The 16,240-nt window shown below is 44.5% G+C and carries 13 protein-coding genes and 1 other annotated feature; of the genes, 4 read left to right on the forward strand and 9 right to left on the reverse strand.

Translation table 11 applies throughout. From position 1 onward, the window contains the following. Positions 1-8 precede the first annotated feature (8 nt). The 4 genes from LQZ07_RS17365 to LQZ07_RS17380 all read right to left on the reverse strand — a co-directional run bounded on the left by LQZ07_RS17365 (position 9) and on the right by LQZ07_RS17380 (position 6,236). Complete coding sequence (locus LQZ07_RS17365; RefSeq protein WP_152781599.1) at positions 9-1,061, reverse strand: ABC transporter permease; 1,053 nt, start codon at positions 1,059-1,061, stop codon at positions 9-11. 1 nt (position 1,062) lies between these two features. Beyond that, positions 1,063-2,154, reverse strand: coding sequence for a microcin C ABC transporter permease YejB (locus tag LQZ07_RS17370; RefSeq protein WP_016402251.1), 1,092 nt, complete (start codon positions 2,152-2,154; stop codon positions 1,063-1,065). Positions 2,155-2,161: 7 nt separating this feature from the next. Continuing rightward, positions 2,162-3,934, reverse strand: a complete 1,773-nt coding sequence (locus LQZ07_RS17375; protein ID WP_227981235.1) for an extracellular solute-binding protein — start codon at positions 3,932-3,934, stop codon at positions 2,162-2,164. Between the two features lie 94 nt (positions 3,935-4,028). Beyond that, complete coding sequence (locus LQZ07_RS17380; RefSeq protein WP_227981236.1) at positions 4,029-6,236, reverse strand: bifunctional diguanylate cyclase/phosphodiesterase; 2,208 nt, start codon at positions 6,234-6,236, stop codon at positions 4,029-4,031. Between the two features lie 271 nt (positions 6,237-6,507). On the opposite strand from LQZ07_RS17380, the gene hpf reads away from it, so the two are divergent. After that, positions 6,508-6,882 carry a ribosome hibernation-promoting factor, HPF/YfiA family gene (gene hpf, locus LQZ07_RS17385; RefSeq protein ID WP_016403975.1) on the forward strand — a complete coding sequence of 125 codons (375 nt, stop codon included), beginning with the start codon at positions 6,508-6,510 and terminating at the stop codon, positions 6,880-6,882. Positions 6,883-6,967: 85 nt separating this feature from the next. Next, positions 6,968-7,096, forward strand: a sequence feature (Phe leader region). Positions 7,097-7,113: 17 nt separating this feature from the next. Beyond that, the gene (aroF, locus tag LQZ07_RS17390) at positions 7,114-9,117 is read left to right on the forward strand and encodes a 3-deoxy-7-phosphoheptulonate synthase (RefSeq protein ID WP_152781601.1); all 2,004 of its coding nucleotides are present in this window, start codon (positions 7,114-7,116) and stop codon (positions 9,115-9,117) included. A 56-nt stretch (positions 9,118-9,173) separates the two neighbouring features. Here aroF and LQZ07_RS17395 read toward each other — a convergent pair whose 3' ends face one another. After that, positions 9,174-9,590 carry an N-acetyltransferase gene (locus tag LQZ07_RS17395; RefSeq protein ID WP_152781603.1) on the reverse strand — a complete coding sequence of 139 codons (417 nt, stop codon included), beginning with the start codon at positions 9,588-9,590 and terminating at the stop codon, positions 9,174-9,176. Positions 9,591-9,712: 122 nt separating this feature from the next. Then, positions 9,713-11,107, reverse strand: a complete 1,395-nt coding sequence (gene ffh / locus LQZ07_RS17400; protein ID WP_152781605.1) for a signal recognition particle protein — start codon at positions 11,105-11,107, stop codon at positions 9,713-9,715. Between the two features lie 142 nt (positions 11,108-11,249). Between ffh and LQZ07_RS17405 the strand changes: the two genes are divergently transcribed. Together LQZ07_RS17405 and LQZ07_RS17410 are read left to right on the forward strand one after the other, a co-directional pair. Continuing rightward, entirely contained in the window at positions 11,250-12,041 is a 792-nt protein-coding gene (locus LQZ07_RS17405; protein WP_152781607.1) for an inner membrane protein YpjD, read from the forward strand. Between the two features lie 71 nt (positions 12,042-12,112). Next, positions 12,113-13,390 (forward strand): HlyC/CorC family transporter, encoded by a 1,278-nt coding sequence (locus LQZ07_RS17410; RefSeq protein ID WP_040307703.1) that lies wholly within the window; start codon positions 12,113-12,115, stop codon positions 13,388-13,390. 63 nt (positions 13,391-13,453) lie between these two features. On the opposite strand, the gene luxS is transcribed toward LQZ07_RS17410, so the two are convergent. The 3 genes from luxS to gshA are packed head-to-tail and all read right to left on the reverse strand — an operon-like array spanning position 13,454 to position 16,224. Further along, a complete protein-coding gene (gene luxS, locus LQZ07_RS17415; RefSeq protein WP_152781609.1) occupies positions 13,454-13,963 on the reverse strand; it encodes an S-ribosylhomocysteine lyase in 510 nt (169 codons plus the stop codon). A 52-nt stretch (positions 13,964-14,015) separates the two neighbouring features. Further along, entirely contained in the window at positions 14,016-14,612 is a 597-nt protein-coding gene (locus LQZ07_RS17420) for a hypothetical protein (protein WP_016403968.1), read from the reverse strand. Positions 14,613-14,646: 34 nt separating this feature from the next. Beyond that, the gene (gene gshA, locus LQZ07_RS17425; protein ID WP_194164104.1) at positions 14,647-16,224 is read right to left on the reverse strand and encodes a glutamate--cysteine ligase; all 1,578 of its coding nucleotides are present in this window, start codon (positions 16,222-16,224) and stop codon (positions 14,647-14,649) included. Positions 16,225-16,240 lie beyond the last annotated feature (16 nt).

Below are 16,240 nucleotides of genomic sequence, written 5' to 3' on the forward strand. Positions count from 1 at the left end.
TCAGCTACCTACACTCGTTTTCTAGGGTCGAAAGCATCACGAGCTGCTTCACCAATAAATACCAACAACACTAAGATAATCGACATGGAAAAGAATGCAGTTATCCCTAACCAAGGCGCTTGCAGATTGTTCTTTCCTTGCGCCACCATTTCACCTAACGAAGGCGAGCCCGGCGGCAAACCAAAGCCTAGATAATCCAAACCAGTTAGCGCGGTAAGCCCACCAATAAAGATAAACGGCATAAAGGTTAACGTAGCAATCATCGCATTGGGCAGTATATGTCGTGCCATTATCGCTCTGTCGCCTACCCCTAAGGCACGAGCCGCTTTTACATACTCTAAATTACGGCCTCGCAAAAACTCGGCACGTACTACATCAACCAAACTCATCCAACTGAATAGCAGCAAAATGCCGAGTAGCCACCAAAAGTTTGGCTGTACCAAACTGGATAAAATAATCAGCAAAAACATTTGCGGCATGCCCGACCAAATCTCAATGAAGCGCTGACCAAACAAATCCACACGGCCGCCAAAGTAGCCTTGCATAGCACCTACCGCTACACCAATCACCGAACTGCTAATCGCCAGAACTAAAGCAAACAATACCGACAAACGAAAGCCATATAATAAACGCGAAAAAACATCTCGGCCTTGGTCATCGGTACCTAACCAGTTAACACCAGTAGGCGGAGAAGGCGATGGCACATTAAGATTGTAATTTATGGTTCCGTAAGAAAAACGCACCGGTGGCCACAACATCCAACCACCTTGCTCTGTAATCAGCTCTTGAATGTAGGGGTCCGAATAATCAGCCGCTAAATCGAAGTCTCCCCCAAAATCTAGCTCAGTGTATTCACTCACTACCGGCATCATCCATTGCTGCTGGTAGCGAATTAACACGGGTTTATCATTAGCAATAAATTCAGCAAATAAGCTAGTGAAAAACAGCAATATAAATAGCCAAAAACTCCAGTAGCCACGACGATTAGCTTTAAACTGCAACCAACGACGCTGATTTAGAGGGCTGGCTTTGGCGCGCTTCCATTGAGCGACAACTCCCATGCTACTGCCTCCCCTCAAAGTTAATTCGAGGGTCAATCATGGTATAGGTAATATCACTTATTAGCTTAAGAACTAAACCAATTAACGTTGACATATACAAGGTACCAAACACCACGGGGTAATCACGATTAACCACCGCCTCAAAGCCCAGTAAACCCAAGCCATCGAGAGAGAAAATAACTTCGATCATAAATGAGCCAGTTAAGAAAATACTGATTAAGGTTGCAGGTAAACTCGAGATAACCAGTAACATCGCATTACGAAAAACATGGCCGTAAAGTACCCGATTTTCAGTTAAGCCCTTAGCCCTAGCGGTAAGCACATATTGCTTATTAATCTCGTCCAAAAAAGAGTTTTTAGTCAGCATCGTTAAGGTAGCAAAACTACTAATTACCATGGCTGTCACAGGTAGCGTGAGGTGCCAAAAGTAATCACCCACTTTTCCTAGCAAGCTTAGTTCGTCCCAGTTACTAGACGTTAAACCGCGCAACGGGAACCAATCCCAATAACTACCACCAGCAAAAAGCACAATCAGCATAATCGCAAATAAGAAATTGGGAATGGCAAAACCAATGGTAACCGCTGTTGAACTCCAAATATCAAAGCGGCTGCCGTGTTGCACCGCTTTGCGGATGCCTAATGGAATGGAGATCCCGTAGACTAATAAAGTGGTCCATAAGCCCAAGGAAATAGACACCGGCATCTTTTCTAGAATTAAATCAACGACAGAGCTGTCACGATAAAAACTGTCACCAAAATCGAAACGAAGGTAGTTACCTAGCATCTCAAAATAGCGCTCGTGTAAGGGTTTATCAAAACCATACAATTGCTCTAGCTCTTCAACCAGCTCAGGTGGTAGACCTTGTGCTCCGCGATACTGGCTAGAGTTCCCGCCATTATTAGATTGAATAATCTCTGTATCTACACCAGAATCAACGCGGCGGGTAGCTGAGGTATCAATGCCCTGTATCTTAGCAATGGCTTGCTCAACCGGCCCACCCGGCGCAGATTGAATAATAATGAAATTAAGAGTCATGATCCCCAGCAAAGTGGGGATCATCAATAATAAACGTCGAAGAATGTAGCTAGTCATTGGGTAACTATTCAACCCACCAGCTATCTAAACCCAGCGCATATTTAGGGTTACGCTCAGGTCGTTTAAGTTTATCCCAATAGGCCACTCGCCAAGCATTTAAGTGCCATTGCGGCACTACGTAGTACGACCACAATAATACTCGGTCTAAGGCACGGGTTGCATCAATCAAGGCCTGACGATCCTCGGCAGCAATTACCGCTTCAATCAACGAGTCGATAACCGGGCTATTTACACCAATGATATTGCGAGACCCAGTATGCTCAGCCGCTTTACTTCCCCAAAAGTCACGCTGTTCATTACCCGGAGATGACGACTGACCAAAACTGCCAACCACCATATCAAAATCAAAGTTCTGCACGCGATTCACATACTGAGATACATCAACTACGCGAACTTCGGTGCTAATGCCAATTTTTTGTAGGTTGCGCGTGTAAGGTAATACGATGCGCTCAAAACTCTTTTGGTATAGCAAAAACTCAATGTGCATTTGCTTGCTATTGGCATCTAGCAGCTTGCCTTTGTTTAAACTCCAACCCGCCTCTTTTAGCAGCGCTAAAGCTTCACGCATTTGCGGACGAATATTACCGTCGCCACGGGTTTTCTCTAAAGTAAATTCTTTAGTGAATACCTCTGACGGTAGTTGTTTTTTAAAAGGCTCTAACAACGCCAACTCACCACCTTCTGGTAAGCCCGTAGATGCTAACTCTGAAGCAGCAAAATAGCTGTTCGTGCGTTTGTATGCCCCGTAAAAAAGTTGCTCGTTAGTCCATTCAAAATCAAACAATAAACCAATCGCTTTGCGCACTTCAGTTTGCTTAAACAAATCACGACGGGTGTTAAATACAAAGCCCTGCATGCCTTGAGGATTTTCGTTACTCAAGGTATCGGTATGTACTTTGCCGCTATCAAACATTGGGCCGGTATATGCGGTAGCCCAATCTTTAGCACTGGTTTCGATGCGGTAATCAATTCGGCCCGATTTAAAAGCTTCTAGCGCCACTGACGAATCTCGGTAGTACTCATATTTAATCTCAGCAAAATTATGACGCCCGCGATTAATCGGTAAATCCTTAGCCCAATAATCTTTAACCAACTGATAACTCACTGAACGGCCAGTATCAAACTCACCCAATTCATATGGGCCAGAACCAAGCGGGATGGTTAAATCGGCTTTAGAAAAGTCATGATTTTGCCAAAAGTGCTTAGGCAAAATCGGCAGTTGACCCAAGATTAGAGGTAACTCGCGATTGGTGCCATCGGCAAAGGTAAAACGCACACTCGATGCTGACTCGGCTTTTACCTCTTTAATGCTGCCGTAATAAGCGCGGTAGAATGGCGCGCCTTTTTCTATCAATAAATTAAAGGTGAATACAACATCTTCTGCAGTGACAGGTTTGCCATCATGAAAGCGTGCTTCTGGGCGAAGATTAAAACGAACCCAAGATCGATCTTCTGGTAAATCAATACTCTCGGCCAGCAAACCGTATTGAGCGAATGCTTCATCATCATTGCTGGTTAACAAAGTGTCGTATATTTGACCAACACCTGCGGCAGAATTGCCTTTAACGATGAAGGGGTTAAAAGTATCGAAAGTGCCTTGTGCTTCATGGGTCACACTACCCTGCTTGGGCGCATTAACATTCACATAAGGAAGGTGGCTAAAATCTGCAGCTAAGGCAGGTTCACCGTGCATCACTAGGGCGTGGGAGCGAACAAAATCTTCGGCATGAGCTACGTTTAAAACCAAAAGTGCAAAAGCCGATAACAGCCATTTCATGATACGCGGTTCCTTATTGAGTGAGTCGAATCATCGACTTAACTAATATCTAGCTCTAGTTATAACCGACTCGAAAGCAAAAGATAAAGGGCTATTAGCCAAATTTGCTCTGAAAACGCTGAATATATCTCTCCAAGGCTTTAGCAGTAATCGCTTTGCTGGATAAATAACCTTGATAGAAGGTACACCCTTGCTGTTTAAGAAAGGCTAATTGCTGACGCGTTTCAACGCCTTCAGCGGTAACAGTAAAGCCTAAATGGTTGGCCATCGCCAATACTGCATCAACAATGGCCATGTCTCGGCTATCACGTGGAATATCACGAATAAACGAGCGGTCGATTTTTAGTTCATCCACTGGCAAGCGCTTCAAATAACTTAAAGACGAGTACCCGGCACCAAAGTCATCAATGGAAAAACGCAGCCCCATTTCCTTTAGCTGCTCCATTTTTCGGATAGTGTCTTCTGCGTGGCCTAGCACCACCGATTCAGTAATTTCTAAATTAAGCATCGCGCCATCAATGCTGTAGCGCGTCATGAGCTCTTCTACTCGGTCGACAAATTCAGGATGATGAAACTGCTTAGCACTAACATTCACAGATAGTTCTGGCAACAGTAAACCCTTTTGCTGCCAATGCGCCATGTGTTTACAGCTTTGCTCTAATACCCACATACCAATATCAATGATCAAGTCTGACTCTTCGGCAATAGGAATAAACTCGGTGGGTGAAACCAAGCCTTTACCTTCAGGTTGCCAGCGCACTAAGGCCTCTGCGCCGACTAACTCGCCAGTAGATACCATATGCTGCGGCTGGTAATAAAGCAGCAACTCGTCGTTGGCCAAGGCTCCACGTAATGCGTTATGTAGCTTTAAACGTTTATCGGCCTGTTTTTGCATACCATCATCAAAAAAGATAACGGTACGTCGGCCGGCTGACTTTGCTTGATACATCGCTGTATCAGCCTGCTTCAATAAGTCTTCAGCGGTTTGCCCCTTACCAGGGAACAAGGTTATGCCTACGCTGGCACCAATATGCAGCGACTGACCATCAAAGGGATAAGGAGAGGAAATAGTTTGGATTAAGCGTTTACCTACAATATTGGCTTGTTGCTCGGCGTGTGGAGGGCTTTCTCCTAAATCGGCCAGCAGCAAAACAAACTCATCACCACCTAAGCGAGCCAGCACGTCTCCTTCACGAATAAGCTCTTGCAAACGCTTAGCTACCTGCTGCAATACCCAGTCGCCTGCAGCATGCCCTAATGAGTCATTAATGTTTTTAAAATGATCTAAGTCGATAAACAGCAAAGCGCCAATGGCATGCTGCTTTTTAGCACGTGAAAAGCAAAGGCTAAGTTCTTCACGCAGCTTTCGACGATTGGGCAAACCAGTAAGCTCATCAAAATAAGCCAAATGTTGAATTTGCTGCTCTGTGGCTTTGTTTGCCGATATGTCTTGTAGACACACTACATAATGGGTCAACGAGTCTAAATCATTGTGAACAGCAGTGATGGTTTCTTGCTGTGTGTAACGTTGGCCGTTTTTACGCTGGCGCTCTACCTCGCCTTTACGCCTAACCGTGCCATCTACTTCTTCAATAAATACTGGGCTTGGATTGCCCAGCACTTCTGTGAGTTCTTGTCCCAGTACTTCATGTTGTTGATAACCGGTAATTTGGCTAAACGCCTTATTAACTTTAACGATGCGATAATTTACGTCGGTAATAATAAGCCCTTCATTACTCTCAAAGGCGATCGCCGACAGGCTCAAGGCTTCTCGTTGTTGTTGAACCTCAAATTCGCTACTTAAACGTTCAAAGAATGGGGCTAACAGTTGTTCGAGCAGAGCATGATCAAACTTTGCCTGACTAAAACTAAACGCAATATAGCCAATTACCCGCTGTTGCTGAACTATTTGCTGTGCCCAGAAACCTTGTAACGGTTGCTGGATCTCAGGTTGGGTGCTCGCATAATCAGGATAGGCTTGTTGCAGATTATCAATATTTACAACCCGCCTAGCGCGTATTTCAGCCAGCAGGTTAGCTGAGGCAGGGCTTAGCTTTCCACCAATAAACTGGCCTTCTCGCCAATAGCGAATACAAGGAAGGCTGGGGGTTCGAGAATCGAAGTGAGCAATATAGCCTTCACAAGCACCAACTTGCAGCGCCAATCTGCTAATGAGCTCATCAAAAAAGCCTTCGCTAGGCTTAGCAGCTAAGGCAAGCGCGAGCTCGGTAAGTGCAGTGGAGGTTTCAGAAGACGACGCGGGGGAATTCACAACGCTGATTGTAGGTTGAATATTGTCCATAGTGGTCAACAATGAAGCAAGGCATCCTTTGGCTTATGACTAATTAAAAACTAATTGCTAACACCAAGCGCTTGTTATTCACTCCAATGTGCCCAAGTTCGCCATAACATTCAAGCGATTTTCGGTAATTTATAGTACTTTTCGCTAAGCAATCACATTCACAAGCTCAGCCAATTTAACCCTTAAGAAATAGTGATCTAGATCTGGTTTTTTATTTATGAAAGTCGTATTCTGGAGTTGAAATAATTACTAGATAGTCTTTGGGAGGCTTATGATTATTGATATTACCAGCAAGACAATTTCTATTACCCCAACCATTCGCGAGCACATTGCCGCGCGCTTTAAGAAACTGGAAAAAAACCAAATTCCGCTCATATCACCAAAAGTGATTATCACCACCGACAATAAAAAGGTAAAAGTAGAAGCGAAGATCAATCTGCCAAACGGACAACTGTTTGCCAGCGATGAACATCAAGACCTGAGCGTTGCCATTAACAATTTAGGGCAAAAACTTGAACGCCAGTTACACCGCTTCCAAGATAAGCCTAATGCGCACCGCGCTAGCCGCTCTGGAAAAGATTTCTTACGTTCGCCGAGTGAAGTAGACGACGGCGAGCCTAGCTCCGAGGATGAACAAGCCGCATAAAGGCTAAATAAAGAGTAATACCAAGCAACTAATCGCTTGGTATTACTTGACTTTCCCCTGATTGCTTTTTAGTCTGACGTCATGAAAATATTCAACACCCGATTTTTGTTTGGTTTCTTTTTTACTCCACCCTTTTAGGGAGGCGGACGGAATTGGTGTAAAAACGAAAACACACAGAATCCATAAAGCCTCCTTCTTAGGAGGCTTTTTTGTTAACAGGGAATACAACAGATGGCAGACTTAGAGCAGATCCGAACAAAAATAACAGCGCTCGACCAATCATTATTAACACTGCTGACTGAGCGTCGCCAACTCAGTGTTGAAGTAGCAAAAAGTAAAATAGAAAACCCCAAAGCGATTCGCGACCAAGAACGTGAACAGTTACTGCTGGTTAAACTAATAAATAAAGGCAGAGAATTAGGCTTAGACGCCCACTATGTGACTCAGCTTTATCACACCATCATCGAAGACTCGGTGTTATCGCAACAAGCATTTCTGCAAGGTATCACCAATCCAGATATTCATGCGCAAGCGGTAAGAGTGGCATTTTTAGGTAACAAAGGCTCTTACAGTAATATTGCAACTCATCAATACTTCTCGCGTTATAAAAAGCAAATTGTTGAATTTGGCTGCAGTGCATTCCAAGACATTGTTGATACCGTGGAATCTGGTCAAGCTGACTACGGCATGTTGCCTATAGAAAACACCAGTTCTGGCAGTATTAATGAGGTATACGATGTATTGCAGCACACCAGTTTGTCGATTGTTGGTGAACTATCAATACCTATTGACCACTGTATTTTGGCTCATCCAAAAGCCAAACTAGAGCAAATTACTACCTTGTATGCTCACCCTCAACCTTATGCTCAGTGCTGCCTTTATTTGCGTACTTTAGCTAATACCCGAGTAGATTTTGTAGATAGCTCTTCCAAAGCAATGGAAGTGGTTGCCGGAGGCGACGATTTAACCGTTGGTGCTATTGGCAGCAAAGTGGGCGGTGAAATGTATGGTTTGCAAGCCTTGAAAACCGATATTGCCAATCAACAACAAAACTACACTCGCTTCATTGTTGTTTCTCGCAAACCGGTTGAAGTTGCTGAGCAAGTGCCAGCGAGAACGACTTTTATTATGTCAACAGCACAGCAAGCAGGTTCGTTGGTAGAAGCGCTGTTGGTATTGCGCGAGCACGATATAAACATGAGCAAACTGGAGTCTCGCCCAGTACAAGGCAATCCTTGGGAAGAAATGTTTTATGTGGATGTATCCGCCAATGTTAAGTCTAGTCAAATGCAATCGGCACTGGCAGAGCTAACGCGCCTTACCCGCTATATTAAGGTGCTTGGCTGCTACCCAAGTGAAAATGTTGACCCTACGCTTATTCCACTAGAAGCCTTAGCCAACAAAGACAAAAATAAAGGTGGCGAACCAAGCTTAATTAGCACCGTACAAGAAGATGGTGCGCTCTCTAGCCGTTCACACAAGGCTAGTGCTACGGTAGTACGTGTTGGCGATGTTAAAATTGGTGATGGTGGCTTTGTTACCTTTGCTGGCCCCAGTGCAGTAGAGTCTGAACAACAAATCATAAACTGTGCAGGAGCGGCCAAAGAAAGTGGTGCAGCAGTACTTGCCGCAGGTTGCTTTAAACCACGCAGTTCACCTTATAGCTTCCAAGGTTTAGGTGAAGAAGGCCTAAGTTATTTAAACGCCGCGGGTAAAAAGTACAAGCTTCCTACAATGACCGAAGTAAGCTCGGTTGATCAGGTTGTTACTTTAGCGGCTAAAGCAGACATACTGCACGTTCGCTCGCGCCACATGAAAAACTTTAACCTGTTAAAAGAACTGGGCAAGTCTACTCGCCCTATTCTTTTAGAGCGCAACAACATGGCCTCTATTGATGAGTGGTTGCATGCCGCAGACTACATTTTGGCGCAGGGCAACCAACAGGTAATTTTATGTGAAGCAGGCGTTAGAACGCTTGAAGGCAAGAATAAAATCACCTTGGACTTAGGCGCGATTAGCTTGTTGCGCCAACGAACCCACCTACCGATTGTGGTAAACCCAGGTGAAGCAGTAGACGAGCTAAGCGCAGTGGCGCCTATGGCCAAAGCCGCCAAATTATTAGGTGCCGATGGTATTGTACTTTGTGCTCACCCATCGCCAAGTGATGCCAGTGTAGATGCTGATAAATCATTAGATTTTAAACAACTACAACACTTGATGAGTGAACTTTACTAAGAGTTGTGCACAAAAAGCCCAGTAGCTAAAAGCTGGGCTTTATATTGAAGACCTCGTCACTTTAATTGTTTAGTCAATATATGCATGGCTGTTGTGACGGGGTAATTACCCAGTGTTAATTGGCATTGGTAACCCTGCTTCTCATAAAATGGTTTTGCTTGAAAACTAAAAGTATCAACGTGGGCATGTAAACAGCCTCGGCTTATAGCATAGTCTTCTATTTCAGCCAATAATCTACTTGCTATCTTTTGCTTTCGACAGACCTCGCTAACCCAAAGCAGTTTTATCATCAGCCACTCACCCAAAATTTCGGCAGTAATACCAGCTAGCTTTTGCTTATTGTCATCGTACACAAATAACGCCACCGTTTGCTCTTGAATATCTCCAAGAAAGACTTGATTAAAACTAAGCAATTCGGCCCTTAATGCTTCGATGTCCTTTTGGGAAGGGTCTTCTTTCAATTCAAATATCAACGCTAAGCCCCTCTAAAAAAATATGCCGCTAGGCTGGCGGCAAACTAAATAAGCCATTTTAGCACCGTTTTAATAGCAAAAAGCCCAGCAAATCGCTGGGCTTTTTTACATTAAATAAGTGTTTAGAAACGTCCTGGTCCGCGACCGCCGCCAAATCCGCCCATACCACCTGGAGGCATCATGCCTTTCATTTGGCTCATCATTTTACGCATGCCGCCTTTACCGGACATTTTCTTCATCATTTTTTGCATCTGAGTGAACTGCTTAAGCAGCTTGTTCACATCTTGGATCTGGGTACCAGAACCAGCAGCAATACGGCGCTTACGTGAGCCTTTAATAATATCGGGGCGTTGGCGCTCGCCCGGCGTCATAGAGTTGATGATCGCTTCCATTTGGTTAGTAAGCTTATCATTCATTTGATCTTTAACACTGTCGGGAACTTGCCCCATGCCAGGCAACTTATCCATCATGCCCATCATGCCGCCCATGCTTTTCATCTGCACTAATTGCTCACGGAAGTCTTCTAAATCGAAGCCTTTACCTTTTTGAACTTTCTTAGCCAGCTTCTGCGCTTGGTCTTTATCAACTTTGCGCTCTACCTCTTCGATAAGAGAAAGCACGTCGCCCATGCCTAAGATACGTGAGGCTATGCGGTCTGGGTGGAAAGGTTCTAGAGCATCGGTTTTCTCACCCACACCCATAAATTTAATTGGCTTACCAGTAATGTGACGAATAGATAAAGCGGCACCGCCGCGCGCGTCACCATCGGTTTTAGTTAAAATCACGCCGGTAAGTGGCAGAGCTTCGTTAAAGGCTTGAGCGGTATTTGCCGCATCTTGACCAGTCATCGCATCTACAACAAACAAGGTTTCTACTGGCTCAACCGCCTGATGAAGCGCTTTAATTTCGTCCATCATGTCTTCATCAACATGTAAACGACCCGCGGTATCTACAAGTAGTACGTCCGCAAATTGAGTTCTGGCTTCGGCGATAGCACCGTTAACGATATCAACCGGATTTTGCTTTTCGTTACTTGGGAAGAAAATAGCGTCAACTTCTGTAGCTAGAGTCTCTAGCTGTTTAATCGCAGCGGGACGATAAATATCGGCGCTCACAACCATTACTTTTTTCTTTTCGCGCTCTTTAAGGTATTTAGCTAGCTTAGCAACAGAGGTGGTTTTACCCGCACCTTGTAAACCAGCCATCATTACTACTGCCGGAGGCTGGGCTGCCAAATTAAGACTTTCGTTAGATTCGCCCATGGCTGATTCCAGCTCTTGCTGAACAATCTTAACGAATACTTGACCAGGGCTAAGGCTCTTATTTACTTCTTGGCCTAGAGCACGTTCTTTTACTTTTTTAACAAACTCGCGAACTACGGGTAAGGCAACATCCGCTTCCAACAAGGCCATACGCACTTCGCGCAAAGTATCTTTAATGTTGTCATCGGTTAGTCGGCCGCGGCCGCTGATATTTTTTAACGTTTTCGAGAGTCGATCAGATAAGTTTTCAAACATGCTTTTTCCTGTTGATCATATAGCGAGCACTGTTTAGCCGCCACATTATACCGAAGCGCCGATATTCTAAAAGCTAATTCTAGCCCTGACTGTTTAGGGCGAGTATACTGAACCCAAACAATCATATAGTTAGCTTCAAATCATGAATGTATTGGTACTTCCTACCACCGTTTTTTATCTGTTAGCCGCTTACGTATGTATAAGTGGTTTACTGAATAAACAAAGCGGAGCCAACAAATGGCTATGGCTCAGCGCTGGCTGCGCAATGCTATTGCATGGCATTTGGGAAGTAGAGCATTTATTTTTGGCGCAAGGCCAAGATTTAAGCATCTTTAATGTAGCGGGTTTAGTCAGCTTGCTGATTGCTCTCACCGTTACCGCTTTAGTTAAACCATTCAAACTATGGTTTATTTTGCCGGTGGTGTACCTATTTTCCATTGTGAGCATGTTGTTAGCGGTAATGATCCCAAGTGACTACATCATTCATCTGGAGTTAAAACCGCAAGTGCTGATCCATATCAGCGTTGCCTTAGCCGCCTTTACCGTTCTCATGATTGCAAGCTTGTATGCCTTGCAGATGGCTTACTTAGACTGGACCTTAAAACGCCACAAGCCTGGGGCAATTCACCCTGCAATGCCCTCTTTAATGAGCATTGAGAAACAGTTATTCACCTTGATTCGGGTTGGGCTCATACTGCTTAGCGTGTCGTTATTAAGCGGCTTTGTATTTTTAACCGACTTTTTTGCCAATGGCCGTGGCCATAAAGCAATATTCAGCTTAATTGCTTGGTTTATCTACTCAAGCCTTCTTTGGGGACACCACTACCGAGGCTGGCGTGGGAAAATGGTCGTGATCATGACGGTAATTGGTTCAATCTTGCTTAGTTTGGCCTATTTTGGCTCACGCTTTGTTAAGGAAATCATCCTCAACTAAAATGAGACCTTGACAGCCCTTTGGGGCTGCATATAAATTAGCCCTGTTATATTAATCAAGGACTCTCCTGTTTGGACGACATATCTACGAGTAGCTTACTGCTACTTCTCGTGTTCCTCATAATTTGCTCTGCTTTCTTTTCTAGCTCCGAAACTGGCATGATGTCGCTTAACCGCTACCGCCTGCGGCATTTAGTTAATACTAAACATAAAGCAGCTAGCCGAGTAGACAAACTGCTAGACCGCCCCGACCGATTAATTGGATTAATCTTAATTGGCAATAATCTCGTTAATATTTTTGCCTCGGCCATCGCCACCATTATTGGTTTGCGACTGTTCGGCGATGTAGGGGTAGCTATCGCTACGCTTGCTCTTACTTTTGTCATTTTGATTTTTGCTGAAGTAACGCCCAAAACCATGGCTGCGCTTTATCCGGAAAAGATTGCCTTCCCCGCTTCAATATTACTACGCCCATTAATGAAACTATTGTTCCCATTTATTTGGGCTACCAATGGCGTCACTAATGGTCTGTTGCGTTTATTAGGGGTAAACCCCACAAACAAAGATGATGAAGCGCTAAATCCTGAAGAACTGCGTACCGTAGTTGACCAAGCGGGCACACTTATCCCTAAGCGTCACCAAGACATGCTGCTAAGCATTTTAGACCTAGAGAAAGTGACGGTTGACGACATCATGATCCCGCGCAACGAAATTGCCGCCATCGATATCAACGATGATTGGGACAGTATTCTTCGCCAGCTCACTCAAAGTACTCACACCAAAATTTTGTTATTTCGCGACACCATTGATGATTCGGTAGGCTTTGTCCACTCACGTGACTCGCTGCGACTATTATCTCGAGAGCAGTTTGATAAAACCTCGATGCTACGTGCCGCCAAAGAGATTTACTTCATCCCCGAGGGCACCCCGTTAAATGTGCAGCTATTGAAGTTTCAGCGCCGTAAAGAGCGTATTGGACTTATCGTGGATGAATACGGCGACATTCAAGGCTTGGTGACGTTAGAGGATATTTTAGAGGAAATTGTTGGCGACTTTACCACTAGCATTGCCCCGGACCCTAGTGATGAAATCCATCCACAAATTGATGGCAGCTATTTGATCGATGGTGCTGTAAATATTCGAGACTTGAATAAAGAAATGAGCTGGAGTTTACCCATCGATGGTCCTAAAACGCTAAATGGCCTGATTGTGGAACACTTAGAAGACATTCCCGAAGCTAACTTATGTTTACGTTTAGCGGGTTACCCCATCGAAATAGTCGAGATAGAAAACAACACTGTAAGCTTGGCCCGAGTCATTCCAGCGTTTTACAGCAAGCCTAAGAAGTAAACTCCCCCATTAAAAATACAAAAAAGCCAGCTAAGAGCTGGCTTTTTTAGTGCGAAATACGACTTAAAGCTTACCAAGAATCTCGTCAGATAATCCCAGTTCATCATTTTTGTTTACGCTAATACCACGTTCGATAATGCTAGTAGCAATGCTCTTAGCTTCGTCTAAAGAGTGCATAGCATAAGTACCACATTGGTATTCATTGAGCTCTGGAATGTCATTTTGATTAGCTACAGCGAGTACATCATGCATAGAGGCTAACCAAGCGTCGGCAACTTGTTGCTCGCTAGGGCTGCCAATTAAGCTCATGTAAAAACCAGTGCGGCAACCCATTGGCGAAATATCGATGATTTCTACATCAGCAGAATTTAAATGCTCACGCATAAAGCCGGCATAAAGGTGCTCTAAGGTATGAATACCTTTCTCAGATAAAATCTCTTCGTTAGGCACGCAGTAGCGTAAATCAAATACAGTAATAGTGTCTTTGCTAGGCGTAGACATGGTTTTGGCAACGCGAACCGCTGGCGCATGCATGCGGGTGTGGTCTACGGTAAAACTATCTAATAAAGGCATGATTTTCTCTCTTCATATCTCAGCGTAGCTGAGACTCATTATTTGGGTGTATTTAAGCAAAGAATAGTCGCCATAGCCAGCTACTATCTAGATCGTCTTTGCACTTATTATACTGGGCAGCATAGCGTTTCGATCGCTGGTCTACTGTACCCGCTACCTTCACCAACCATTGTTTCTGGTGATAAGTACCGCGTTTATAACCGCCCCAGCCTTCGTGATAGTTTAAGTACTGATTACGCGCATCCCACTTCGATACTCCGTTTATTTTATGGGTTTTGTTGGTAAACCAGCCCATAAAGTCGATAGCATCGTCGAAGTTAGTTCGTGACGACCAAGAGTTGCCAGTTTCACGCACGTAGTCATCCCAGGTCATTGTTTTAGCTTGGCTATAGCCATAAGCGCTACTCGCACGGCCTACAGGAATAAACCCAAACCAATATTGCATTGGTGGACGAGCATTATGCTTGAAGCTGGATTCTTGATACATCATCGCCATAGGAACATGCACTGGCGTGCCCCATTTCTTGTTCATCTTCTTCGCTGATTTATACCAATCGCGTTTTTCTTCAAAAATGCTACATAGGTTCTCAGGATCTTTAGGCGGCGCACTGCTGCATCCCGCCAATACGCCTAAACCCAAAACTACCATGGCTACTTTAGCCCACTGAACAAGCGATACATCCCTACTTATTGGCATTCTCAAAATACTTCGTTAAAAAGTGATCAAAATCGAGGTCATCACTAGCTTCTATTGCTTGTTGCTCAGCAAAGCTTTGTTCAGCCATCGCGCTAAAGTCTTGATCTTGCCAGTTATTAGGCTTATGACCAAGCATCTCTTCGCGATATTGTGCAGCCCATTGCAAGCCCAAGCTGCTGTTGTCTACCGATTGTGATTTTAACAAACGCAAAAAACGTGAAGAGTATGTATTGTCATTAGCAACATCGGCTATCGCTTGCTCTAGCGATACACTAAAGTCCGGCTCAGCACGCTGAGTATCAAGCAGTTGCGCGGCTTGTTGCATCTTAGCTAGCAGACTTTCGATATGTGCTGGCAAGCTTTGTTCTTCACCGGCAATGGTGAGTGACAATTCAGGGTTACGCCCTTCAATAGCCACAGCATTAAAGTTGTCACGACAAGCTTGTAACTCCTCTTTGCACATTTCAGGTGAGTCCATCAAAACGCAGGCCAGCAACAAACTATCTATCACTCGCACCTGCGCCTCGGTTACACCTACAGCATCAAAAGGGTTAACATCTAGCGCTCTAATTTCGATGTATTCAATACCATCTTGAGCTAGAGCTTGAGAAGGAGTTTGACCAGACTTAGCAACACGCTTGGCCCGAATAGGCGCATACAACTCATTTTCTATCTGCAATATATTGGCGTTTAGCTGACGATATTCACCATCAACTTTAACCCCAATCTTGGCAAACTCTTCAGAATGAGAACTCACCGCTTTGCGAACGCTTTGTACGTACTCACTAACGCTGTTGTAGTTAATATCTAGCTCATGTTGGGCTGAACTGGTGTAACCCAAGTCACTCAAACGCAATGAAGTGGCGTAAGGTAAATAAAGTGTACCTTTAGCCATTTTCTCAAAAGCGAGTTGGCTCTCGCCAGCGTTCATGAATGAACCACATAGCGCCGGTGAGGCTCCATAAAGATAAGCCACCATCCAACCATAGCGATAAAAGTTACGAATTAAAGCCATGTAACGTTGTGAGATGTACTCAGAAAGCGGCTGTTGGTCGCCATCAACTTTTTGTAGTTGCTGCCAAAAGCTTTGCGGCAAAGAGAAGTTATAGTGCACACCAGAGATCACCTGCATAGCGCTGCCATAACGATGACGTAGCCCCTGGCGATAAGCATGTTTCATCTTACCAATATTTGATTGGCCGTAATCCGCTAACACAATGTCTTGCTCATCACCAATGTAACAAGGCATGCTCAAAGGCCACAAGCGTTGTCCATCAAGCTGCTTTAGTGTTTCATGGTGAATATCGGTGAGTCGAGACAGCACCTGTTCTACGCTGTCAGAAACCGGAGTAATAAACTCTAATAAGGTTTCTGCGTAATCGGTGGTAATTAGAGGATGAGTAAGCGCTGAGCCTAATGCTTTAGGATGGCCATTAGGTGCTAACTTTCCCTGTTCGCAAATGCGTAAAGCTTCACGTTCAATACCGCGTTTAATGCCAAGCACTCCGGTATCTGCCATTGCTGCGCTCAATTGCGTCAGCCGAGTAGTAAACTGTTGAGTCAAGTTGAACTCACTATCA

This window comes from Agarivorans sp. B2Z047 (assembly GCF_023373605.1).
GTDB lineage: Bacteria > Pseudomonadota > Gammaproteobacteria > Enterobacterales > Celerinatantimonadaceae > Agarivorans > Agarivorans albus.